A 21,098-nucleotide genomic window follows, 5' to 3' on the forward strand; every position below is an offset into this window, starting at 1 on the left:
GGACATCGCCGCGGAGTTGGGAAAGCGGCGCTGACGGACAGGCATTTTCTACCGGGCGGCTCCCAGACGGCGCCTGGCCGACACACAAACAAGCTCCACCTTAAGCCACCGATATAGCTAAGCTTTTCCTCACAAGGTGGCCGTCACACAGATGACGCAGTTCCGTCACCCTGTGGCAATGGCGCCGCACAGCTGGCGGAAAAAGGGTTGTTTTGTGCGAACTTCGGCAAGTTCGCGCCACATTGAGCCCTGATGGGGTGGGCAAGGCCAAACCTTCCATGATCGAAAATTCGGCAAACGAACCTTTCATGGGACGAGCCGATGCCGACCAAGATCCATCTCCTAGCCACGACCCTGCTTTCCAGCGCCGCGGCCGTCGCCGCTCTGGCCGCGCCACAGGCCGCCTTCGCCCAGGACGACGCTGTCGCCGTCGAGGAGCTGGTGGTCACCGGCTCACGCATCCGGCTGCAGGACTTCGTCTCCCCCAATCCGGTCAGCACGCTCACCGGCGAGGCTATCGAGCGCTCGGGCGTCACCAACGTCACCGACCTGATGGAGAACTACCCGGCCCTGGTGGGCTCCACCGATACCCAGGCCCTGTCCAACGCCGCCGACCGCGGCAGCGTCGGCCTCAACCTGCTGAACCTGCGCAACTTGGGGACCAAGCGCACCCTGGTGCTGGTGGACGGACGCCGCCACGTCGCCGGCCAGGCGGGCTCGGCCGCCGTCGACACCAACGCCATTCCCGTCGCCCTGATCGACCGGGTCGAGGTGCTGACCGGCGGGGCCTCGGCCATCTATGGCGCCGATGGCGTGTCTGGCGTCGTCAACTTCATCACCAAGCGCAATTTCGACGGCCTGGATGTCCGCGCCCAGTACGGCTGGTCGGACCTGGGCGGCGGTGAGGAGAGCTTCATCTCCGCGCTCGGCGGCCGCAACTTCATGGACGGCCGGGCCAATCTCACCGTCGGTCTGGAATACTCCAACCGCGATGCCATAGACCCGCAGGACCGCGACTTCTCCCGCGTCGGCCAGCGCGAGACCCTGGTCGACAACCCGGCCGATTATCCTGACGAGAACCCCGGCGTCGATCGCGCCGATTGGGGCGACACCGACCTCGTCTTCGCCCGGGACGGCCGCTACATCGACACCGCCCTGGGCGGCGGCGTCTATACCCGCGCTGGCTTCGGCCCCACCCTGTCGGGCGTGAGCTTCCAGGGGGACGGAACGCCCTGGCAGGATGGCATCTATACCGGCGGCTTCTCGATGCTGGGCGGCTCAGGCACGCCGCTGGACCTCTTCCAGACCGAACTGGTCCCGGGCCTGGAGCGCTGGACCGGCTATGTGGGCGGCATGTTCGAGATCATGCCGAACCACCGGATGTTCGCCGACTTCAAGTACAACAACGCCAAGACCAGCTTCAAATCCCAGCCGACCTTCGACTATGGGATCCTGGTTCCGATCGACAATCCCTATATCCCGGCCTCCATCCGCGCCGACGCCCTGGCGCCGGGCGGCACGGCGGCAGCGGGAACGTGGCTGCCGACGCCGGGCGTTTTGGTGGCCCGTGACAATTTCGATCTCGGCAATGTGCGCCGCGAGATCGAGCGCGAGACCTTCCGCGGCGTGATCGGCTTCGAGGGCGATCTGTCACCCTCGGTGGCCTACAACGTCTCCTACACCTACGGTCAGACCAAGGAATCCAACACCGAGCTCAACAACCGCAACAATCTGCGCTGGTTTGCGGCCATCGATGCGGTGCGGGACCCGAACTCGGGCAACATCGTCTGCCGCTCCACCCTCGATCCCTCAGCCATCCCCGACGGCGACCAGTTTGGAACCCCCGTCGACGCCGATGCGTGGAACAGCGTCTATGTGGGCGGCGGCCAGGCCAGCGGCTGCGTACCGATCAACATCTTCGGCGAAGGCGGCATTTCTCCGGAAGCCGCCGCCTGGATCAACGACGAGGCCACCTCCAGCGCCAAGATCGAGCAGCAGGTGTTCAGCGCCTACATCACCGGCGATTCCTCGCAGGCCTTCTCCCTGCCGGCCGGTCCGGTGGGCTTCGTGCTCGGGACCGAGTACCGCAAGGAAAAGAGCACCGACACGCCGTCGGACGACGAACTGCTGGGCGCTCAGCTCGGCTATGACGTCACCTGGCTGGGCCAGGGCGCGGTGGAGACCGGCGAGTTCGAGGTCCACGAACTGTTCGGCGAACTGGCCATTCCCGTCGTCCGCGACCTGCCGCTGGTGGACTCCTTCGACCTGAACCTCGCCTACCGGTTCTCCGACTATTCCACGATCGGCACGACCGACACCTGGAACATCGGCGCCCAGTGGCGGGTGACGCCGGACCTGATGATCCGCGGCAGCCGGGCCCGGGCGGTGCGCGCGCCCAATATCAGCGAACTGTTCCTGCCGCAGACCCAGACCTTCCGAACGATCACCGACCCCTGCGAAAGCGACAACGTCCAAGCCGGCACGGAATTCCGCGTCGCCAACTGCACCGCCGCCCTGGGCTTCGATCCGACGCAGGTGGAGTTCATCAACACCACGTCGTCGTCGGTGGAGGGCGTCGTCGGCGGCAATCCGGACCTGAAGGCCGAGACCGGCGACACCCAGACCCTGGGCCTGGTCTTCACCCCGCGCTTCGCGCCGGGGCTTTCCATGTCGCTGGACTATTACCGCATCACCCTCACCGATGCGGTGAACCTCTTCACCGCCAACACCATCATCGAGAGCTGCTACGACCTGGAGCAGCCCAACGACTTCTGCGGCCTGTTCACCCGCGATCCGAACAGCCAGTTCGTTGACTCCTTCCAGGAGTATTCGGTGAACGTCTCGTCATATGAGACCGCCGGCTTCGACTTCTCGATGCAGTACCTGCTGAACCCGGTGGATTTCGGCGTCGAGCGCGACGTCGGCACCTTCCAGTTCAACCTGGTGGCCAACCGGCTGACCAAGCTGGAGTTCGTGGAGATCGACGGCGCCGAGGCCTCCAGCGAGCTCGGCTTCGCCGGCGCGCCCAAGTGGCAGGCGAACTTCGACGTGACCTGGCTGTGGAACGACCTGATGGTCAATTACGGCTTCAACTGGTTCGACGAGACCAAGCGTTTCACCGACGAGCGCCGGGCTTCCAACCCGAACTATGTGCCGGACGGCTACTGGAACTGGTCGCCGCGGGAAACCCACGACATCCAGGTCCAGTACACCTTCCGGGATCGCTACCAGGCCTATGCCGGGGTCAACAACTTCACCAACCAGCTGCCCGATCGCGGCTCCACCGGTACGGCGTCCACGGGGGCTGCGGCCTTCACCGAGGGCGCCTCGCCCGTCGGTCCCGTGGGTCGCTACTTCTATGTGGGTATGAAGAGCAGCTTCTAGGCTTTCATGCCTGCGGGGCGAGGGAGGGCGGTCGCATGCGGCCGCCCTTTCTCGTTCTGAGGCCAAAAGGCCATGCTAGGCTCGGCCCAATCCCAGCCCCTTCCCTATGAGTTCGCCCATGGATCGCAGAACCTTCCTGACCGCCGCCGCGGCCGCCGCCCTGGCCACCGGCGCCCACGCCCAGCCCAAGGTCGGGACGGCCCTGAACGCTGAGAACCAGCGCCTGCGGGCTCTGTTCGACCAGATCTTCGGCGAGATGCTGGACCATTCGCCGGAGATGGTGACCCGGCTGGGTCTTCACCAAGGCCCGCGCATGGCGGCCAAGGCGCAGCTGACGCCGGCCTCGATCACCGCCCTCAATGAGGCCAAGGCGCGCAACGCGGCCAATCTGGTCCGCCTGAAGGCGATCGACCGCAACGCCTTGAGCGCTTCAGAGCTGCCCCACTACGACGCGGTGATGTTCACCACCGCCGCCGACGCCGAAGCCAACAGCCGCTACGCCTATGGGGACGCCGGCGCCGGTGATCCCTATGTGATCTCGCAGCTGAACGGCGCCTATCAGGACGTGCCGGACTTCCTTGGCACCCAGCACGGGATCGAAACCAAGGCCGACGCCGACGCCTATCTCGCCCGCCTCACCCAGTTTGCCGAGGTCATGGACCAGGAGACCGAGCGCAGCCGTCGGGACGCCGGCCTCGGCGTCATCCCGCCGGACTTCGCCCTGGAGCGGGCGCTCACCCAGATGGAAGGCCTGAAGGGCGATCCGGCCGCCTCCCCTCTGGTGACCTCCGTCGCCGATCGGGCTCGCGCCAAGGGGATCGAGGGCGACTATGCCGCCCAGGCCAGCGCCATCTATCTGGAGAAGGTCATCCCGGCCCTGGATCGGCAGATCGCCTGGGTGCGATCGCTGCAGCCTCAGGCCGTCCACGACGCCGGCTGCTGGCGCCTGCCCGATGGCGATGCCTATTACCGCGACGCCCTGAAGAGCTCGACCACGACCACCCTGACCCCGGATGAGATCCACGAGCTGGGCTGGGAGCAGGCCCGCGCCCTGTCGGCCCGTGCCGAGACGATCCTGCAGGGCCAAGGCCTGACCCGGGGCACGGTCGGCGAGCGGATCCAGGCCCTCTTCAAGGACCCGAAATACCTCTATGCCGACACCGACGAGGCCAAGGAGCAGCTGATCGCCGACCTGAACGCCCAGGTCCGCGAGATCACCCCGCGCCTGCCCCAGGCCTTCGACGCCCTGCCCCAGGCCGCCGTCGAGATCCGCCGTGTGCCCAAGTTCATCGAGGCTGGCGCGCCCGGCGGCTATTACAATCGCCCTGCGCTCGATGGCTCACGGCCCGGCATCTACTGGATCAACCTGCGGGACTCCGCCGAGAACCCCAGCTGGACGCTGAAGACGCTGACCTATCACGAGTCCATTCCCGGCCACCATCTGCAGCGCTCCCTGCAGCAGGAGGCCGACCTGCCGATGCTGCGCAAGATCGCCGGCTTCTCACCCTATAGCGAGGGCTGGGCGCTCTATTCCGAGCAGCTGGCCCTGGAGATGGGCATGTATGAGAACGACCCCCTGGGCGAGCTCGGCCAGATCCAGGCCTCCCTGTTCCGGGCCGCGCGTCTGGTGGTCGACACCGGCATGCACGCCAAGCGCTGGAGCCGGGAAAAGGCCATCGAGACCATGACCAGCATCGATGGCAGCCCGACCAGCTCGGCGGCCACCGAAATCGAACGCTACAGCGTCTGGCCAGGCCAGGCCTGCAGCTACATGGTCGGCAAGCTCACCTGGCTTCGCTTGCGGGAGAAGGCCAAGACGCAGCTGGGCGACCAGTTCGCCCTGCCGGCCTTCCACGACGCCACCCTGCTGTCAGGCGCCATGCCGCTCACCGTTCTGGAGAGCGTGGTGGACCGGCACATCGCCGCCCGCCGGGCCTAAAGCGGCTCCGTCTCCGTCGCCCGGCGCAGCAGGTCCAGCGCCGCGGCGGCGAAGGCTTCCATATTGGCCTGGCGGTCGTCTGAGCCGGTGCGCAGGGTGGTGACCAGCTCCACGGGGCCAGAGAGCGCAATGCAGGTGTGGCCCGCCGGATCGCCATAGCCGTTGCCGGTGGGGCCGGCCGCGCCGGTCTCCGACAGGCCCCAGTCGGCGCCGAACCGCTCGCGAACCGTGCGCGCCAGCAAAAGCGCATAGGGTTCGGACGCCGAGCGCATGCCGGCCACCGCCTCGCGCGGGATTTCCAGCAGGCTCATCCGGGCCTTGCCCGTATAGACCACCGCCCCGCCGAGATAGTAGGCCGAGGCGCCGGGCACCGCGAGCAGGGCCGCCGAGATCAGGCCGCCGGATGAGCTCTCGGCCACCGCCACCTTCTGTCCGCCCGCCTTCAGGGCCTCGCCCACCTGCGCCGCCAGTTCCGCCAGATTGCTCATGCTCGTCTCACTCCCTGTTTCGCGCCGAACCTAGCAGGCCCGGGCGACGAACGTCTTGGCCGCAAGCCGTCTCCGGCCCATGATGGCGCCAATTAGAAGCGCCGCGATTTTCGGGAGGATTTTTCACATGGACGCCCAATCACAATGGACGGGCCTGGACGCCACACGTCTGGACCGCATCGCCGACCACCTGCAACGCAACTATATCGAGCCGCAGAAGATCGCCGGCTGTCAGGTGCAGGTGGCCCGTCACGGCCACATCGCCTACGAGAAGGCCTTCGGCTCCATGGATGTGGAGCGCAACAAGCCGATGCGCGACGACGCCATCTTCCGCATCTATTCCATGACTAAGCCGATCACCTCGGTGGCGCTCATGACCCTGTACGAAAAGGGCTACTTCCAGCTCACCGACCCGGTCAGCCGGTTCGTGCCGTCCTGGCGCAACCATCGGGTCTGGGTCTCGGGCGAGGGTGACGACATGGTCACCGAGGCGCCCCACCGGCCGGTGAACTTCCGCGACGTCCTGACTCATACCAGCGGCTTCACCTATGGCGGCGGCCTGCCAGGCGTGGGCGAGCAACATCCAGTGGACCGGATCTATCGCGGCCTGAAGGTGCGCTCCGTCGGCGGCGCCGACTCCATGCACGAGTTCATGGACAAGCTGGCCCAGGTGCCCCTGCTCTATCAGCCGGGCACGCGCTGGATGTATTCGCTGTCCACCGACATCTGCGGCGCGCTGGTGGAGATCATCTCCGGAAAGCCGTTCGACCAGTACCTCAAGGAAGAGATCTTCGAGCCCCTGGGCATGGTCGACACCGCCTTTCACGTCACGCCGGACAAGGTCGAGCGGTTCTGCGCCAACTATCAGCGCGGCCCCGACAAGAAGCTGAAGCTGATCGATGATCCGGGCGGCGACAGCCAGTTCGTGCGCGAGCCCGGCTTCAAATCCGGCGGCGGCGGCCTGACCGGCACCGTGGCCGACTATGGCCGGTTCACCGAGATGCTGCGCCGGGGCGGCGAGCTGGACGGCCATCGCATCCTGGGCCCGCGCACCCTGGAAATGATGCACATGAACCACCTGCCCGGCGGCAAGGATCTGACCCAGCTGGCCATCGGCGCCTTCTCGGAGACGGCCAATGAGGGTGTGGGCTTCGGCCTCGGCTTCGCCTCCACCATGGGCCAGGTGGAAACCGGGTCCCTGGGCGTGGGCGACTATTATTGGGGGGGTGCGGCCTCGACCATCTTCTGGGTCGACCCCAAGGAGGACCTGACGCTGGTCTTCATGACCCAGCTGATGCCGTCCGGCACCTTCAACTTCCGCGGCCAGCTCAAGAGCCTGATCTATTCGGCCATCACCGACTGAGGCCAGGGGCACGGGGCCGGCCTGCGCTGGCCCCGTCGCTCATCCCGCCATCTTCGACAGCAGGAAGGCGGCCAGGAAACCCGCCACGGCGATAAGGCCGGACGCCTCGTGCGCCTCCTCCGTGGCCTCGGGGATCATGGTGTCCACCAGCATGGCCAGTATGGCGCCAGCCGCCACGGCGGTGACCGCCGCGATCGCCTCGGCCGGCGCGTCGGCCAAGGCCGCATGCCCCAGCATCGCCGCCGCCCCGGACGCCAGGGCGATGGCGCCCCAGACGCCGAACACATAGCCCGCCGAACGCCCGGCCCGCTTCATCCCCGCCACGCTAGACAGGCCCTCCGGCAGGTTCGACAGGAAGACCGCGGCCACCGTCACCAGACTGACGCCGGTCCCGTCCAGCAGGCTGACCCCAATCACCACCGACTCCGGCACGCCGTCCAGCAGGGCGCCGATGGCGATGGCGAGGCCCGCAGTGGATGAGGCGGCCTGCGACTCTTCGGGATTGAAGCCCGAGCGCTTGCGATGCCGCGCGCCGGCGCGGGAGACGGCGATATTGGCCAGGGTATAGGCCAGGGCGCCGGCCAGGAATCCGCCGCCAGCAGCGACCAGGCCCCCTTGCGCAAAGGCCTCGTCCATCAGGTCGAAGGCGACCGCCGAGATCAGCACGCCGGAACCCGCCGCCATCACGCCGGCGATCAGCCGTTTGGGCAGATCGAGAAACCAGGCCAGCACCGCGCCCAGGATCAGGGCCGATCCCCCGACAAGGCCCCACAGGCCCGCCTCCAGCATGTCGTCTCCTCTTCCCCTTGCCCGATCCTAGAAGATCGCGCGACCATCGGCCTCTCTCAAACTCGGATAACGGCCGAGCCATGGACCTGCTGGTCAATATCGATGTGCCCGACCTCGCCCGCGCCGAGGCCTTCTATGTGGCGGCGCTCGGCCTGAGGCCCACTCGCCGCTTTGGCCAGGGCGGGGTTGAGCTGTCAGGCCTCCCCGTGCGGCTCTATCTGCTGGAGAAGCCCGAGGGCTCCATCGGCGCCGGGGACGACATTCGCCGCTACCGCCGCCACTGGACGCCGGTGCATATGGACGTGGTGGTGGACGATCTCGACGCCGCCCTGGCCCGCGCGCTGAACGCCGGCGCCACGCTGGAGCAGCCGGCGCGCACTGAGGTCTGGGGCAGGATCGCCCTGCTGGCCGACCCCTTCGGCCACGGCCTATGCCTGATCCAATTCCTCAACCGCGGCTATGATGAGGTCAGCACGGCAGCTTAGGCCGCCGCGGCCAGGGCGTCGCGGGCGGCGCTGGCGATCTCCAGGGAGCGGGCGCGTTTGGCCTGATCGAAGATCTGGGCGGTGATGATGATCTCGTCGGGGCGGTGCTCGGCCACGAACCGTTCGAGGCCGGCGCGCACGGTCTCAGGCCCGCCGACCACCGCCTTGGAGAGCGGCGAGCCCGGGGCCACCGTGCCGGCCAACGCGCCGTCCGCATCGTCGATCGGCGGCGGCAGAGGGCCGGGCTGGCCCCGATGCAGGTTCACGAAAGCCTGCTGCAGCGAGGTGAAGAGGTACTTGGCTTCGGCGTCGGTCTCGGCCGCCACCAGGTTGAGCGCCAGCATCAGGCGCGGCTGGTCGCCGGGCTGGGCGGGGTTGAACTGCTGGCGATAGATCTGCGCGGCCTGGTCCATCATGGCCGGCGCGAAGTGGGAGGCAAACGCGTAGGGCAGGCCCAGCGCGGCGGCCAGCTGGGCGCCATAGAGGCTGGAGCCCAGCACCCAAACCGGCACCTTGGACCCGACGCCGGGCACGGCGCGCACCGTCTGGCCCGGCTGCGCGTCGTCCAGCAGGGCCATTAGCTCCATCACATCCTGCGGAAACTGGTCGACGCCGCCGGCCAGATTGCGCCGCAGGGCCCGGGCGGTGACCTGGTCGGTCCCCGGCGCCCGGCCGACGCCCAGGTCGATCCGCCCCGGATAGATCGCTTCCAGCGTGCCGAACTGCTCGGCGATGATCAGCGGCGCATGGTTGGGCAGCATGACGCCGCCGGCCCCCAGCCGTATGGTCGAGGTCCCCTCTCCCACATAGGCCAGGGCCACGGCGGTCGCCGCACTGGCGATGCCGGTCATGTTGTGGTGCTCGGCCATCCAGTAGCGCGCAAACCCCAGCCGCTCGGCGGCGCGGGCCAGGTTGCGGCTGTCACGGAGCGACTGGCCAGGGCTGCCGCCCTGCAGGATGGGCGAAAGGTCGAGAACTGAGAGCGGGATCATGGAGGGCTATATAGGTGGGCGCGGCCGAAATGCTCGACCGGTCACCGAGAAGCTACACCACCATTGGCAAGCGCCCGACATCACGCTACTTTTAAAGTATCATGATGGAGCGGCGAGATGCGAGCATTTGAGGACCCCGACCACTGGGACACGGCGGCGCAGCACTACGAGCGGACCGCTCACCCATTCACGGCGAAATATGCCAAGGCCGCGCTGGCCATGGTCGCCCTGTCGCCCGGCGCCCGCGTTCTCGATATAGCGGCGGGGACCGGCGCATTGGCGCTGGAGGCGGCTCGGGCAGGCGCACAGGTGCTGGCGACCGACTTTTCGCCCGGCATGGTCGCCCGCATTGCAGCTCAGGGCCTGCCCAATGTTGAGGCCAGGGTCATGAATGGCCAGGCGTTGACGCTGCCGGACGGCGGGTTCGACGCGGTCTTTTCGATCTTTGGTGTGATCATGTTCCCGGACTGGCGAAAGGGCCTTTCCGAGATGGCGCGGGTCACCCGCCCGGGCGGTCATGGCGTCATCGCCACCTGGCGCGACAGCGGCGCGGCCACCTTCCTGCTGCTCAGCCAGGTGCGCCGGACCCTGTTCCCGGGGCGCGAGGGGATGAGCATGCCCGAGGCGGTCATAGCCCTGAGCGAACCGGAGAACTTCGCGCGCGAGATGGTCACCGCCGGATTTGCGGATCCGCAGATCCAGGCCGCAATCTTCGACTTTGAGCTCGATGTCGCCGCCCTGGATGAGCCTGACACGCTCTTTGGCATGTCGCCGGACTGGACCAGCCTCACCGACGCCGACAAGAGCGCCGTAGTGGCAGAGGTCCGCCGGATGGCTGCAGGCCGCGCCATCCTTCCGATCCCGTCCACGGCCCTGATCGGCGTGGCGAAGCGCTAGGCGCTCACATGGCCTCGGCAAGGGCTGCGGAGGCGCCCCGGCTCGCCACGAGGCTCTCACGGGCCTGCTGGGTCTCGCGCCGTGGGGGCGCGCCGAACATCCGGGCGTATTCGCGGCTGAACTGGGACACGCTTTCATAGCCCACCGAGAAGGCGGCGGGGCCTGCCCGCTCGCCTTCGGTCAGCATGCGGCGCCGAGCCTCCAGAAGGCGCAGATGCTTCTGGTACTGCAAGGGCGACATGGAGGTCAGCGCCTTGAAATGCTGATGGAAGGCCGAGGGGCTCAGGCCCGCGAGGCCTGCCAGCTCGGCCACACTGAGCGGCGTATCAAAGTGCTCCCGCAGGTGATGGATGGCGACGGCGATCCGCTGCGGCGGCCCCTCGGGCAGGACCATGCGGGCGACATTCGCCGCCGCGCGGCTGGTCAGCAGCCAGTAGGCGATCTCGCGCATGACACCGGGATAGAGAATGTCGACCGCGGCCGGCTGCTCCACCAGCTCGATCAGGCGCAACATGGCCGCAGCGATCCGCTCATCGACCTCTTCGACCACCAGGCCGAGCCCCGCCGGGCCGCGGGGCTGGGCGGCCTTCTCCATCCGGGTGACCACATCGAGAATGATGTCGGGATCAAGCGCCAGGGTCGCGCCGATAAAGGGCCTCTCCGGCGTGGCGTCGATGATCTCGCTGAGCACCGGCACCTCGACCGTAATCACCAGGGACTGCATGTGGCCGTAGGTCAGGGTGCTGTCGCCGATCATCACCCGCTTGGCCGCCTGGGCGATCAGGCATAGCGAAGGGCGATAGGTCATGTGCCTCGGCGGCACGCAGCCATAAGTTCGGATCAGCCGCAGCCCCGGCACGGCTGTCTCGATTCCCCCGTTCTCAACCCCTTGCCGGTCAAGAACTCCGGCGATTGCGTCAGTCAGTCGGCTGGCCATCGGAGCCTCCCATTTCACGCTCCAAGGGCTACGCCCTTGATCAGGCTCCGGCAAGGCGACCTGGAGTTTCAGGCAAAAAACGCGGCGCTTCCGACATTCGCTTTTCCGGGCGTTCGCACGAGCTTGAGGACCTCAACCGACCGCCCCGGCGGTCCTGAAGTCGGAGCCTCTCATGAGCCGTTGGACCGCCGAAGACATCCCGCCGCAGAGGGGCCGGACCGCTGTCGTGACCGGCGCTGCCGGTCTGGGCTTCGAGACCGCCCGAGCGCTGGCCCGCGCTGGCGCTCAGGTTATTGTCGCCAGCCGAAATCCGGAGACAGGGGCCGAAGCCATCGGGCGCATCAAGCGCGAGATCCCTTCGGCCCTGGTCCGGTTCGAGGCGGTGGACCTGGGCGACCTCGGCTCGGTCGCCGCGCTCGCCGCCCGGCTTCGCGACCAGATCCAGGGGCTGGACCTGCTGATCAACAACGCCGGGGTGATGACGCCGCCCCGTCGGATGGAGACGGCCGACGGCTTCGAGCTGCAGTTCGGGACCAACTATCTGGGCCACTTCACCCTGACCGCCCTGCTGCTGCCGCTTCTGATGAACGCGGGACAGGCGCGGGTGGTGACGGTGTCGAGCATCGCGGCTCGACAGGGGCGGATCAACTTCTCGGACCTGCAGGCAGGCGGGGGCTACAACCCCATGCTTGTCTACGCTCAGTCGAAGCTGGCCTGCCTCATGTTCGCTTTGGAGCTGCAGCGCCGAAGCCAGGACCGTGGCTGGGGCGTGACGAGCATGGCCGCTCATCCAGGCGTTTCGCGCACCAGGCTCCTCTATAACGCGCCCGGCGGACCGACCCGCCTCAGGCGCACCCTGCGCGCCCTGTTGTGGTTCATGTTCCAGCCCGTGCCCCAGGGCGCCCTGCCGCAACTCTTCGCCGCGACAGCGTCGGCGGCCGAGGGCGGCGCCTACTATGGCCCGGACGGACTGGCCGAACTGAATGGCTTTCCGACCGAAGCCCGCATTCCCCGGCCGGCGACGGACAAGGCCGCCTGCGATCGCCTGTGGGAGGTCTCGGAAGACCTGACCGGCGTCAGATTCCCGGCGAAGCCATGACGGGCTCCAATTCCATGCACACGCAGTATGCCCGTGGCTGGCGACTCCCCGCACTCCTGGCGATCCTGTTGCTGATCAATGCGATCAGCCAGATCGATCGGATTCTGCCGTTTATCCTGGCCGAGGCGATCAAAACCGACCTGTCACTGTCCGACACCCAGATCGGCCTGCTGACCGGCGTCGCCTTCGCCGTCTGCTATACCCTGCTGTCCCTTCCCCTGGCGCGCGCCGCCGACCGCGGCTCGCCCCGGCTGGTCCTGCTGATCTGCCTGGTGGTCTGGAGCGCGATGACGGCGCTTGGGGGCATGGCGGCAAGCTTCCTGTTCCTGGCGCTGACCCGGTTCGGCGTCGCCCTCGGCGAGGCCGGGGCCATCCCTTCCGGCCACGCCCTGATCGTCCGTCTCGTCCCACCTGAGCGCCGGGGCCTGGCCATCGGCCTCTTCTCCATGGGGATTCCGCTGGGCACCATGGTCGGTTTCGCGGCCGGTGGCGCGATGGCCGACACCCTGGGTTGGCGCGCCGCCCTGATCGGGGCAGGAGCGGCTGGCGGTCTCGCCGCCCTGCTGGCCCTGCTGGTCATTCGCCCGACCCCACCCGCGCCTCGGAGCGAGGCCGACAACCAACCGTTCCTCGCCTCGGCGCTCCGGCTCGCCGCCGCGCCCGGCTTCCGCTGGTTGCTGGCCGGCGGGGTGGCCGTCGGCTTCGGCACGGCCCCCTTCTACGCCTTCTCAGCCCCCTTCCTGATCCGCACGCATGAGTACACCGCCGGCGAGGTCGGGCTCGCCTTCGGCCTGCTCCAGGGCCTGATGGGCGTCCTCGGGACCCTGCTCGGCGGCCGCGCCTTCGACCGCGCCGCCCAGTCGGGAACGGGCCATGTGCTGCGTCCCCCGGCCCTCGCCCTGCTGATCGCCGCCCCGGCGCTGGCCGCGGGCCTGTTCGCGCCGGAAGGCTGGATGTCGATCGCCCTGTTCACGCCCGGCATGTTCGCCTTCGCCTTCCTTCTGCCCTGGGCCTTCGGCGCGGCGCATCTGGTGGCGGGACCCGGCCGGCAGGCCCTGGCCTCCAGCCTGATGATGATCGCGTCGGGCCTCTTGGGACCGGCCCTCGGCCCTGTCCTCGTCGGAATGGTCAGCGACGCGGTCGCCAGCTCCGGGCTGTCGAACAGCCTGGGGTTCGGCTTGCTGATTGCGCCGTCGGGCGTCGTCCTCGCCGGCCTGGCCTGCCTGATCGCCGATCAGCGCATCGCAGCTCAACTGGGCGCCGCGCCCGCCGATATCCTGCGCCTCTCGCATTCAACCTAAGGAGACACTCATGTCAGAGACTTCGCGCCGTTCCCTGATCGCCCTGGCCGCCGCAGCCCCCCTCGCCGTCGCCAGCGGCGCTTCAGCCCAGACCAACAGCCACGCCTCGGTCTCGCCCGGCGCCGGCCGGACCGCCATCGTCACGGGTTCTTCCCGAGGCATTGGCGCTGCGACGGCGAAACGCCTCGCGCAGGACGGTTTCGCCGTGACCGTGAACTATCTCACCAATCGCGATCTCGCCGCCCAGGTGGTTGCGGACATCGAGGCGACAGGCGGGCGCGCGATCGCCCATCAGGCCGATGTCGCCGATCCCGGCGCCGTGCACGCCTTGTTCGAGGCGAACGAACGCGCCTTCGGGGGCGTCGATGTGGTGGTCAGCAACGCCGGCATCATGAACATCGCACCGCTGGCTCAGATGACGGACGAAGCGTTCGACCGGATGATCGCCACCAATCTGAAGGGGGGTTTCAACGTGCTGCGCGAGGCGGCGCGACGCACCCGAGACGGGGGCCGCATCATCAGCCTGGCCTCGACCTCGATGACGCAGAAGCGGGCCACCCATGGTCCCTACGCGGCTACGAAAGCCGCGCAGGAAATGCTCAGCGGCTCGCTGGCGAAGGAGCTGGCCGGCCGCCGGATTTCGGTCAACGCCCTGGCGCCAGGACCGACCAACACAGACCTGTTCCGGGTTCCCGAGCCTCTCAGACGCCAGGCGGCCGAGGCGACACCCTATGGCCGGATCGGCGAACCCCAGGACGTGGCCAACGCCATCGCCGTGCTCTGTTCGGACGACGGCGAATGGATCAACGGGCAGTTGGTCTTCGCCAACGGCGGCTTCTTCTGACCATCTCGGCCTCGGAGCTGTTGACGGGACAGGCCAAGACTCCGTCAGCTCGCCCCCTTCATCACCTCCGCAGACCGCCCGTCGAAGTCCCGCGCGATGTCGGCCAGCGTCACCTCGCCGAACCGGGCGATGACAAGAGCCTCGGCGGCGGAGAGGGTGTCGGCGACGGCGGCGTTGACGGCCTGTTCCACCAGGCAGCGGGGGTCGTCGTCGGCCAGGCCGATGGCGAACAGGCGTGGGTCGCCCAGGGCGCGGTAGATGTCCAGCAGGCTCACCTCGGCCAGGGTGCGGTTGAGCGCCCAGCCGCCGCCGTGGCCTTTTTCAGAGCGCACGATGCCCTGGTCGCGCAGCCCCGCCATGGTGCGGCGGACCACCACGGCATTGGTGCTGAGCATCTGGGCCAGGTGCTCGGACGTCATTGCGCCGTCGTGGCGGTCCATATGGATCAGGGCGTGCAGCATGCGCGAGAGGCGGCTGTCGCTTCGCATCGGGACTCTCCGGTTCGTCCTCCAGCATAGGCCATAATTCTCGGAACAACAGGAGTTGCGTGATATGCCCTCAAGCCCCATCATGTAACTTCTGAAGCGGCAAGAAAGGCCGCGAGCAAAGATCAGGAGTTCCCATGTCCTACGACGTCATCATCATCGGCGGCGGCTTCGCCGGCATGTCGGCGGCCCTGCAGCTTGCCCGGGCGCGACGGCCAATCCTGATGATCGACGCAGGCCTGCCCCGTAACCGCTTCGCCGAGGCTTCCCACGGGTTCCTCGGCCAGGACGGCGCAGCGCCCGCCGCCATCATGCGCGAAGCCCTGCGCCAGCTCAGCGCCTATCCCACCGTGGATTTCGTCCATGGCCACGCGGCGGCGGCCCGGGGCGAGCTCGACCGGTTCGAGGTGGAGATGGAGGATGGCGCGGTTCATGCCGCCCGCCGGCTGATCCTGGCCACCGGGGTCGCCGACACCCTGCCCGACATTCCAGGCCTGGCCGAGCGGTGGGGCGTCAGCGTCATGCACTGCCCCTATTGCCACGGCTATGAGGTGCGCGACCGCCGCATCGGCGTCCTGGCCAACCATCCCATGGCGGCCCACCAGGCCCTGATGCTGCCCGACTGGGGGCCGACCACCTTCTTCACGCAGGGGCTAATGGAGATCGACGCCGACCTCGCCGCCAAGCTCGCCGGCCGCGGGGTGCAGGCGGAGACCACGCCCATCGTCGCGGTGCTGGGGGAGGGTCAGGAGATCGCCGCGGTCCGCCTGGCCGATGGCCGCGTGGCGCCGCTGGAAGCCATCTTCACCGCGCCGAAGACCGCGCCGGCCAGCCCCCTGGCCGAACAGCTCGGCTGCGCCTTCGAGGACGGCATGACCGGGCCGCACGTGAAACTGGAAACCGGCCAGCAGACCACCCTGCCCGGCGTCTACAGCGCCGGCGACGTCGCCAGCCCGATGCACAACGCCACCCTGGCCTCGGCCGCCGGCGTCATGGCCGGCATCGGCGCGCATCAGTCGCTAATCTTCTAGCCAGCCGGTCAAAGCCCGGCCATGAGGGGGCCGAACGGCTCCCGCGGCCCCAGGTCGCTGGACAAGGCCCCGCGACCTTGGCGCAATGGGTCCAGGCGAGGACAGGAGATCACATGGCGACGGACGCAGCGGGACTAAACCTTGGCCACGCCGTGGTGCTGCTGGGCGCCGCGGTCATCGCCGTGCCGTTGTTTCGCCGGCTGCAGCTCGGCTCTGTGCTGGGCTATCTGGCGGCCGGCCTGCTGATCGGCCCGTTCGGCCTGGCCTTCATCTCCGAGCCCGAGACCATTCTTCATGTGGCCGAGCTCGGCGTGGTGATGTTTCTGTTCATCATCGGCCTGGAGATGCGGCCCGCCAAGCTGTGGAACCTGCGGCGGGAGATTTTCGGCCTCGGCGCCGCCCAGGTCCTGGTCTGCGCCGCCCTGCTCTCGGGTCTGGGCGTCCTGGCCGGCCTGCCCCTGGTCGCCGCGGTGATCGGGGCCAGCGGCTTTGTGCTGTCGTCCACCGCCGTGATCATGAAGATGCTGGACGAGCGCGGCCAGACCAACAGCCCCGCCGGTCAGCGGGCGGTTTCGATCCTGCTGCTGGAAGACCTGGCCGTGGTTCCCCTGCTGGCCCTGGTGGCCGTGCTGGCCTCGCTGTCGGGTCAGGCCGTGGAGGCCGCCCGGCCAGTCTGGCTCTCCATCCTCATGGCGGTCGGAACCCTGACGGCCCTGCTGGCGGCCGGGCGTTGGCTGCTCAACCCCTTCTTTGGCCTGCTGGCGCGAACAGGGGCGAGGGAGATCATGACGGCCGCAGCCCTGCTGGTGGTGCTGGGGTCGGCCATGTTCCTCGACTGGGGCGGTCTTTCCATGGCCATGGGCGCCTTCATGGCCGGCGTCTTGCTCTCGGAATCCACCTTCCGCCACCAGCTGGAGGCCGACATCGAGCCCTTCCGCGGCATCCTGCTCGGCCTGTTCTTCATCAGCGTCGGCATGTCCCTCAACCTCGCCGTGGTCGCGGAGTCCTGGGCGCTGATCGCCGGAGGAGTGCTGGCCTTCATGGTCATCAAGGCGGCGGGCATCTACGCCGTCGCCCGCCTGTTCCGGGCCAGTCCCCGGGAGTCGATCGAGCGGGCGGCCCTGTTTGCGCAAGGGGGCGAGTTCGCCTTTGTCCTCTATGGCGCGGCCCTCGCCGGCGGCGTGATCGATGCGCGCATCAGCGCCATCATGACCGCCATCGTCATCCTCTCCATGGCGCTGACCCCCGTGGTGATCATCCTGCTGGATCGCCTGACGCCCCGGCTGAAGCTCTCCATGGATGGGATCGAAGAGGCCAATGGCCTGCAGGGCCAGATCCTGCTGATCGGCTTTGGCCGCTTCAGCCAGGTGGTCAGCCAGCCGCTGCTGGCCCGAGGCTTCGAGATCGCGCTGATCGAGAACGACGTGGAGATGATCCAGGCCGCCGCCAATTTCGGCTTCAAGGTCTATTACGGCGATGGCGCGCGCCTCGATGTGCTGCGCGCCTCGGGCGCCGAGACGGCCGAGGCGATCATGATCGGCGTCGACAAGCCCGAGGTGGCCGATCACATCGTCGAGCTGGTGAAGTCCGAGTTTCCCCACGCCAAGCTGTTCGTGCGGGCCTATGACCGCGGCCATTCCATGCGCCTGACCCAGGCCGGGGTCGATTTCCAGATCCGCGAAACCTTCGAGTCGGCGGTGGCCATGGGCGAGCGCCTGTTGCTCGACCTGGGCGTCGAGCCGGAGGACGCCGCCGAAACCATCGTCGAGGTCCGCCGCAGCGACGAGGCGCGGTTCGAGGCGCAGCTGGTCGGCGGCATCGAGGCGGGGCGCGGCATGATGCGCGGCAATATGGTGACGCCGCAGCCGACGCCCTTCTCGAAACCCCGCCGAGAAGCTCAGGCGATCAATCCCGAGGCCGCCGGCCTCATCGCCGAGAAGGCCGCCAGTCGCGAGACCGAGCCGACCGCCTGAGGCGTCCGCCCGTCCGTGGTCTATCGGCGCCGCATGCGCTATGGGGGCGTTAACCCATTCCGCCCCATAAACCCTGTCGGAAGAGAGCGTGCGCCCATGCCCATGACCCAGGCTGATTTGGAAACCTCGCTGCGCGAGGCCTTTCCCGACGCCCAGATCGCCATCGAGGATCTCGCCGGCGACGGCGACCACTACCGCGCGCGCATCATATCTGACGCCTTCAAGGGCCTGCCGCGGGTGCGCCAGCACCAGCTGGTCTATGCCGCTCTGAAAGGCAAGATGGGCGGCGAACTGCACGCGCTGGCCCTTGAGACCTCGGTTCCAGGCTAGGGCGGGGAGGCCATGCGCTACCGGCCGTTCGGCATATCAGGCAAGGTGGTCTCGGCGCTGAGCCTGCTGCTACGCGACACCGGCCGCAGTCAGGCTCCTGGCGCCTGGCGGACGCTGGCCGTCTGCGCCATGGAATGCGGCATCAACGCCTTTGAACTCGAAGCCGGCGTCGCTCCGCTGGCGGCCGGGTTCCGGGAGGCGATGGAGGCGGTCGAGCGCCGCCTGCTGTTCGTCGCCTGGCGGATCATCGGCGATGGCCGCACCCCCACCGATGGGCGCTATCTGCGGGAGGCCGTCCGCGAAGGCCTGAACCAGACCGGCTCCGGCTATTTCGACCTGCTGACCCTGGACGAGGCCGCCTATGCGGCCCTGACGCCGGAAGGCGCTGCAACCCTGGACGACCTCCGGGCCGCCGGACTGGCGCTGCAGATCGGTGTGGCTGGCGTTGGCGACCTGGTGGACCAGGCGGTGGCCACCGGCGCCTTCGACGCCCTGGGCTCACCGTTCAACCTGACGTCCGGGTGGCACATCCGCCGCCGGATCCGCGAAGCGGCTCACCTCAACATGTCGATCACCGGCTTCGACGCCTTTCCGCCGGAGCTGTGCCGCCCGCCCGCCCAGGTCGCAGCCAAGGCGGCGCTTTTCCGCCGCGCGGGGCCGAGCGCGGCCACGGTCGGCGTCTATGCCTTCCTGCACGAGACTCGCAACTGGGCGGCCGACGAGCTCTGCCTCGCCTACGCCCTCACCGAGCCAGCCCTGGCCTGCGTCCAGATCGAGGCCCACCGCCCCGAGGTGATCGAGCGCCTGGCCGCCGTGCCCGACCGCGAACTGCCCACGGGCCTCGCCGCCCAGATCGAAATGGCGCGGATCGACACGCCCGCCGAGGCCCGCTCGGCGTGAGCAGCTATTGACCAGAAGGCGCCGCCTCCCTAGCTCTGTGCCTCAAGACTCCGATCCCATCGAAAGGCCGTTCCCATGAGCGAGGCCATGACCGATCCCGCCCACGACTTCATCGCCAAGACCCTGAAGGACCATCAGGTGGTCCTGTTCATGAAGGGCGTGCCCGAACAGCCCCGCTGCGGCTTCTCCGGCCTGGTGGTCCAGATCCTCGACCATCTCGGCGTGGACTTCGTCGGCGTCGACGTGCTGCAGGACGACGGCCTGCGGGACGGGATCAAGACCTACACCGACTGGCCAACCATCCCGCAGCTCTATGTGAAGGGCGAATTCGTCGGCGGCGCCGACATCGTCCGCGAGATGTTCCAGAACGGCGAGCTGAAACCCTTTCTCAGCCAGCAGGGCGTCCTGGCTGCGTGAGTCGGGCCTTCGAGCCCCCACCCGGGCGGCAGGTCTTTTGCCGCAGCTTCACGCCGACCGCGTCGGACATCGACGCCAATGGCCATGTGAACAATGTGGTCTATCTGGGCTGGGCGCAGGATCTCGCGATCGCCCATTGGGACTCAGCCGCTGGCCCTGACGAATCCGATGCGCTTGCCTGGGTGGCCCTTCGCCACGAGGTGGACTATCGCCGCGCCCTGCTGCCGGGCGAGACGGCGCTCGGCCGCACCTGGGTTTCCGACAAGGCCGAGGGGCCGCGTTTCGACCGATTCGTGCGCATCGATGGCCCCGACGGCGCCATGTGCGCCCAGGTCCGCACCGTCTGGTGCCTGATCGAAAGGTCGACCGGCCGTCCCCGCCGGGTCCCAGCCGAGCTGATCGCCCGGTTTGGTTAAGGTTTAGCGCCTTGGCGCCGCTTGCGGCATGATGGGGTCCCAGGAGGCGGTTCATGGACGGTTTCGCCAGTCTCTTCTCGGCCTTCGGTCTGGCCAGCGCCGCCGGCCTCAACGCCTATGTGCCCCTGCTCACCGTCGGCCTCGTGGCCCGCTACACCGACCTGGTCTCCCTGGCCGAGCCCTTCGACGTGCTCACCCAGCCCTGGGTGCTGGCGGTCATCGGTGTCCTGGCGGTCGTCGATTTCGTCGCCGACAAGATCCCGGCGGTCGATAGCGCCTGGCACGGCCTGGGCGCCCTGGTCAGTCCCATCGCCGGCGCCGTCCTCTTCGCCAGCCAGCAGAATGTGCTCAGCGACATGCACCCGGCGATCGGCGCGCTGGCCGGCCTCGTCGTCGCTGGCGGGTTTCACGGGAGCCGGGCTGCGGTGCGGCCGATCTCCACCGCCACCACCGGCGGCCTGGGCAATCCCGTGCTGTCTCTGCTGGAGGATCTGCTCTCCGGCCTGCTCAGCGTCCTGGCGGTGTTCCTGCCGGTCATCGCCTTTGGCCTCGCCGGCCTCGTGGCGGTCATTGTCGTCCTGATGCTGATGCGGGCGGCCCGCGTCTGGCGCGAACGCAAGGCCGCACGCCTGCGACCGGGCTGAGGTCAGAGGCCGGGCCAGGCGATCAGCGGATTGAGCAGGAAGACCGGATCGCGGGCCATCAGCCCAAGCTCCTCATAGCTGAAGGTGAGCGACACATGCCCCGCCACCAGCGAGCGGCATTCGTCCAGCCGCTTGCGGCCAAAGGCCAGGGTCACCGCTTCGCCCTGCCGCTCCACATAGAAGGCGAAGTCGCCCTTGGTGGTGCAGCCGTTGGACGCCACCTTGATCGTCAGCTCCCGCCGGCCGGCCTCGGCGGCGTAGAGCGGCTCCAGTTCGGCCAGGGGAAGACCGGACGGAGCCAGGATCGGCGGCGGCGGAACCGTGGCGCAGCCGGCCAGCAGGGCGGCGACCGAGGCCATCATCAGGAAGCGGCGCGTCATGCCC

General features: G+C 68.3%; 21 protein-coding genes. 15 read left to right on the forward strand and 6 right to left on the reverse strand.

Features of this window, described 5'->3' with window-relative positions:
- Nucleotides 1-321 precede the first annotated feature (321 nt).
- The gene (locus V7702_RS06010; RefSeq protein WP_335649232.1) at nt 322-3,384 is read left to right on the forward strand and encodes a TonB-dependent receptor plug domain-containing protein; all 3,063 of its coding nucleotides are present in this window, start codon (nt 322-324) and stop codon (nt 3,382-3,384) included.
- Between the two features lie 118 nt (nt 3,385-3,502).
- Nucleotides 3,503-5,323, forward strand: a complete 1,821-nt coding sequence (locus V7702_RS06015) for a DUF885 domain-containing protein (RefSeq protein ID WP_335649233.1) — start codon at nt 3,503-3,505, stop codon at nt 5,321-5,323.
- Here the strand turns inward: V7702_RS06015 and V7702_RS06020 are convergent.
- A complete protein-coding gene (locus tag V7702_RS06020; protein WP_335649234.1) occupies nt 5,320-5,811 on the reverse strand; it encodes a CinA family protein in 492 nt (163 codons plus the stop codon). The genes V7702_RS06015 and V7702_RS06020 overlap by 4 nt on opposite strands.
- 127 nt (nt 5,812-5,938) lie before the next feature.
- On the opposite strand from V7702_RS06020, the gene V7702_RS06025 reads away from it, so the two are divergent.
- Nucleotides 5,939-7,174, forward strand: a complete 1,236-nt coding sequence (locus tag V7702_RS06025) for a serine hydrolase domain-containing protein (protein WP_335649235.1) — start codon at nt 5,939-5,941, stop codon at nt 7,172-7,174.
- A gap of 39 nt (nt 7,175-7,213) precedes the next feature.
- Here the strand turns inward: V7702_RS06025 and V7702_RS06030 are convergent, their stop codons facing one another.
- The gene (locus tag V7702_RS06030) at nt 7,214-7,963 is read right to left on the reverse strand and encodes a ZIP family metal transporter (protein ID WP_335649236.1); all 750 of its coding nucleotides are present in this window, start codon (nt 7,961-7,963) and stop codon (nt 7,214-7,216) included.
- An 80-nt stretch (nt 7,964-8,043) separates the two neighbouring features.
- Here V7702_RS06030 and V7702_RS06035 point away from each other — a divergent pair, with 80 nt between their 5' ends.
- On the forward strand, nt 8,044-8,448 hold the full coding sequence (locus tag V7702_RS06035; protein ID WP_335649237.1) for a VOC family protein: 405 nt from the start codon (nt 8,044-8,046) through the stop codon (nt 8,446-8,448).
- Here the strand turns inward: V7702_RS06035 and V7702_RS06040 are convergent.
- Nucleotides 8,445-9,440 carry an LLM class flavin-dependent oxidoreductase gene (locus tag V7702_RS06040; protein WP_335649238.1) on the reverse strand — a complete coding sequence of 332 codons (996 nt, stop codon included), beginning with the start codon at nt 9,438-9,440 and terminating at the stop codon, nt 8,445-8,447. The genes V7702_RS06035 and V7702_RS06040 overlap by 4 nt on opposite strands.
- A gap of 117 nt (nt 9,441-9,557) precedes the next feature.
- Here V7702_RS06040 and V7702_RS06045 point away from each other — a divergent pair, with 117 nt between their 5' ends.
- Nucleotides 9,558-10,337: a class I SAM-dependent methyltransferase gene (locus tag V7702_RS06045; protein ID WP_335649239.1), complete on the forward strand. Its 780-nt coding sequence runs from the start codon at nt 9,558-9,560 to the stop codon at nt 10,335-10,337.
- Between the two features lie 4 nt (nt 10,338-10,341).
- On the opposite strand, the gene V7702_RS06050 is transcribed toward V7702_RS06045, so the two are convergent.
- On the reverse strand, nt 10,342-11,274 hold the full coding sequence (locus V7702_RS06050) for an AraC family transcriptional regulator (protein WP_335649240.1): 933 nt from the start codon (nt 11,272-11,274) through the stop codon (nt 10,342-10,344).
- A gap of 172 nt (nt 11,275-11,446) precedes the next feature.
- Here V7702_RS06050 and V7702_RS06055 point away from each other — a divergent pair, with 172 nt between their 5' ends.
- The 3 genes from V7702_RS06055 to V7702_RS06065 are packed head-to-tail and all read left to right on the forward strand — an operon-like array spanning nt 11,447 to nt 14,518.
- Nucleotides 11,447-12,373 carry an SDR family oxidoreductase gene (locus tag V7702_RS06055; protein WP_335649241.1) on the forward strand — a complete coding sequence of 309 codons (927 nt, stop codon included), beginning with the start codon at nt 11,447-11,449 and terminating at the stop codon, nt 12,371-12,373.
- Nucleotides 12,370-13,674: an MFS transporter gene (locus tag V7702_RS06060; RefSeq protein ID WP_335649242.1), complete on the forward strand. Its 1,305-nt coding sequence runs from the start codon at nt 12,370-12,372 to the stop codon at nt 13,672-13,674. The genes V7702_RS06055 and V7702_RS06060 overlap by 4 nt, the downstream gene beginning before the upstream one ends.
- A gap of 10 nt (nt 13,675-13,684) precedes the next feature.
- A complete protein-coding gene (locus V7702_RS06065; RefSeq protein WP_335649243.1) occupies nt 13,685-14,518 on the forward strand; it encodes an SDR family oxidoreductase in 834 nt (277 codons plus the stop codon).
- Nucleotides 14,519-14,562: 44 nt separating this feature from the next.
- Here the strand turns inward: V7702_RS06065 and V7702_RS06070 are convergent, their stop codons facing one another.
- Entirely contained in the window at nt 14,563-15,006 is a 444-nt protein-coding gene (locus tag V7702_RS06070; protein WP_335649244.1) for an Rrf2 family transcriptional regulator, read from the reverse strand.
- 134 nt (nt 15,007-15,140) lie between these two features.
- Here V7702_RS06070 and V7702_RS06075 point away from each other — a divergent pair, with 134 nt between their 5' ends.
- The 7 genes from V7702_RS06075 to V7702_RS06105 all read left to right on the forward strand — a co-directional run bounded on the left by V7702_RS06075 (nt 15,141) and on the right by V7702_RS06105 (nt 20,714).
- Nucleotides 15,141-16,034, forward strand: coding sequence for an NAD(P)/FAD-dependent oxidoreductase (locus V7702_RS06075; protein WP_335649245.1), 894 nt, complete (start codon nt 15,141-15,143; stop codon nt 16,032-16,034).
- Between the two features lie 113 nt (nt 16,035-16,147).
- Nucleotides 16,148-18,007, forward strand: coding sequence for a monovalent cation:proton antiporter-2 (CPA2) family protein (locus V7702_RS06080; protein ID WP_335649246.1), 1,860 nt, complete (start codon nt 16,148-16,150; stop codon nt 18,005-18,007).
- A 96-nt stretch (nt 18,008-18,103) separates the two neighbouring features.
- Entirely contained in the window at nt 18,104-18,337 is a 234-nt protein-coding gene (locus V7702_RS06085) for a BolA family transcriptional regulator (RefSeq protein ID WP_335649247.1), read from the forward strand.
- A 12-nt stretch (nt 18,338-18,349) separates the two neighbouring features.
- Nucleotides 18,350-19,237: a hypothetical protein gene (locus tag V7702_RS06090; RefSeq protein WP_335649248.1), complete on the forward strand. Its 888-nt coding sequence runs from the start codon at nt 18,350-18,352 to the stop codon at nt 19,235-19,237.
- Nucleotides 19,238-19,312: 75 nt separating this feature from the next.
- A complete protein-coding gene (gene grxD / locus V7702_RS06095; RefSeq protein WP_300576416.1) occupies nt 19,313-19,654 on the forward strand; it encodes a Grx4 family monothiol glutaredoxin in 342 nt (113 codons plus the stop codon).
- The gene (locus V7702_RS06100; protein ID WP_335649249.1) at nt 19,651-20,070 is read left to right on the forward strand and encodes an acyl-CoA thioesterase; all 420 of its coding nucleotides are present in this window, start codon (nt 19,651-19,653) and stop codon (nt 20,068-20,070) included. The genes grxD and V7702_RS06100 overlap by 4 nt, the downstream gene beginning before the upstream one ends.
- 53 nt (nt 20,071-20,123) lie before the next feature.
- Nucleotides 20,124-20,714 (forward strand): DUF4126 domain-containing protein, encoded by a 591-nt coding sequence (locus tag V7702_RS06105; protein ID WP_335649250.1) that lies wholly within the window; start codon nt 20,124-20,126, stop codon nt 20,712-20,714.
- Nucleotides 20,715-20,716: 2 nt separating this feature from the next.
- Here the strand turns inward: V7702_RS06105 and V7702_RS06110 are convergent, their stop codons facing one another.
- Nucleotides 20,717-21,094 carry a hypothetical protein gene (locus tag V7702_RS06110; RefSeq protein WP_335649251.1) on the reverse strand — a complete coding sequence of 126 codons (378 nt, stop codon included), beginning with the start codon at nt 21,092-21,094 and terminating at the stop codon, nt 20,717-20,719.
- Between the last annotated feature and the right edge of the window lie 4 nt (nt 21,095-21,098).

It is taken from the genome of Phenylobacterium sp., from assembly GCF_036963605.1.
Classification (GTDB): Bacteria; Pseudomonadota; Alphaproteobacteria; order Caulobacterales; family Caulobacteraceae; genus Phenylobacterium.

Excerpts from the sequence above, each read along its gene's own strand:
- V7702_RS06070 (WP_335649244.1), bottom strand. The coding sequence starts at position 15,006 with ATGCGAAGCGACAGCCGCCTCTCGCGCATGCTGCACGCCCTGATCCAT.
- V7702_RS06010 (WP_335649232.1), top strand. The coding sequence starts at position 322 with ATGCCGACCAAGATCCATCTCCTAGCCACGACCCTGCTTTCCAGCGCC.
- V7702_RS06060 (WP_335649242.1), top strand. The coding sequence starts at position 12,370 with ATGACGGGCTCCAATTCCATGCACACGCAGTATGCCCGTGGCTGGCGA.
- grxD (WP_300576416.1), top strand. The coding sequence starts at position 19,313 with ATGAGCGAGGCCATGACCGATCCCGCCCACGACTTCATCGCCAAGACC.
- V7702_RS06090 (WP_335649248.1), top strand. The coding sequence starts at position 18,350 with ATGCGCTACCGGCCGTTCGGCATATCAGGCAAGGTGGTCTCGGCGCTG.
- V7702_RS06050 (WP_335649240.1), bottom strand. The coding sequence starts at position 11,274 with ATGGCCAGCCGACTGACTGACGCAATCGCCGGAGTTCTTGACCGGCAA.
- V7702_RS06040 (WP_335649238.1), bottom strand. The coding sequence starts at position 9,440 with ATGATCCCGCTCTCAGTTCTCGACCTTTCGCCCATCCTGCAGGGCGGC.
- V7702_RS06105 (WP_335649250.1), top strand. The coding sequence starts at position 20,124 with ATGGACGGTTTCGCCAGTCTCTTCTCGGCCTTCGGTCTGGCCAGCGCC.
- V7702_RS06045 (WP_335649239.1), top strand. The coding sequence starts at position 9,558 with ATGCGAGCATTTGAGGACCCCGACCACTGGGACACGGCGGCGCAGCAC.
- V7702_RS06035 (WP_335649237.1), top strand. The coding sequence starts at position 8,044 with ATGGACCTGCTGGTCAATATCGATGTGCCCGACCTCGCCCGCGCCGAG.
- V7702_RS06085 (WP_335649247.1), top strand. The coding sequence starts at position 18,104 with ATGCCCATGACCCAGGCTGATTTGGAAACCTCGCTGCGCGAGGCCTTT.
- V7702_RS06015 (WP_335649233.1), top strand. The coding sequence starts at position 3,503 with ATGGATCGCAGAACCTTCCTGACCGCCGCCGCGGCCGCCGCCCTGGCC.
- V7702_RS06065 (WP_335649243.1), top strand. The coding sequence starts at position 13,685 with ATGTCAGAGACTTCGCGCCGTTCCCTGATCGCCCTGGCCGCCGCAGCC.
- V7702_RS06055 (WP_335649241.1), top strand. The coding sequence starts at position 11,447 with ATGAGCCGTTGGACCGCCGAAGACATCCCGCCGCAGAGGGGCCGGACC.
- V7702_RS06075 (WP_335649245.1), top strand. The coding sequence starts at position 15,141 with ATGTCCTACGACGTCATCATCATCGGCGGCGGCTTCGCCGGCATGTCG.
- V7702_RS06110 (WP_335649251.1), bottom strand. The coding sequence starts at position 21,094 with ATGACGCGCCGCTTCCTGATGATGGCCTCGGTCGCCGCCCTGCTGGCC.
- V7702_RS06025 (WP_335649235.1), top strand. The coding sequence starts at position 5,939 with ATGGACGCCCAATCACAATGGACGGGCCTGGACGCCACACGTCTGGAC.
- V7702_RS06030 (WP_335649236.1), bottom strand. The coding sequence starts at position 7,963 with ATGCTGGAGGCGGGCCTGTGGGGCCTTGTCGGGGGATCGGCCCTGATC.
- V7702_RS06080 (WP_335649246.1), top strand. The coding sequence starts at position 16,148 with ATGGCGACGGACGCAGCGGGACTAAACCTTGGCCACGCCGTGGTGCTG.
- V7702_RS06020 (WP_335649234.1), bottom strand. The coding sequence starts at position 5,811 with ATGAGCAATCTGGCGGAACTGGCGGCGCAGGTGGGCGAGGCCCTGAAG.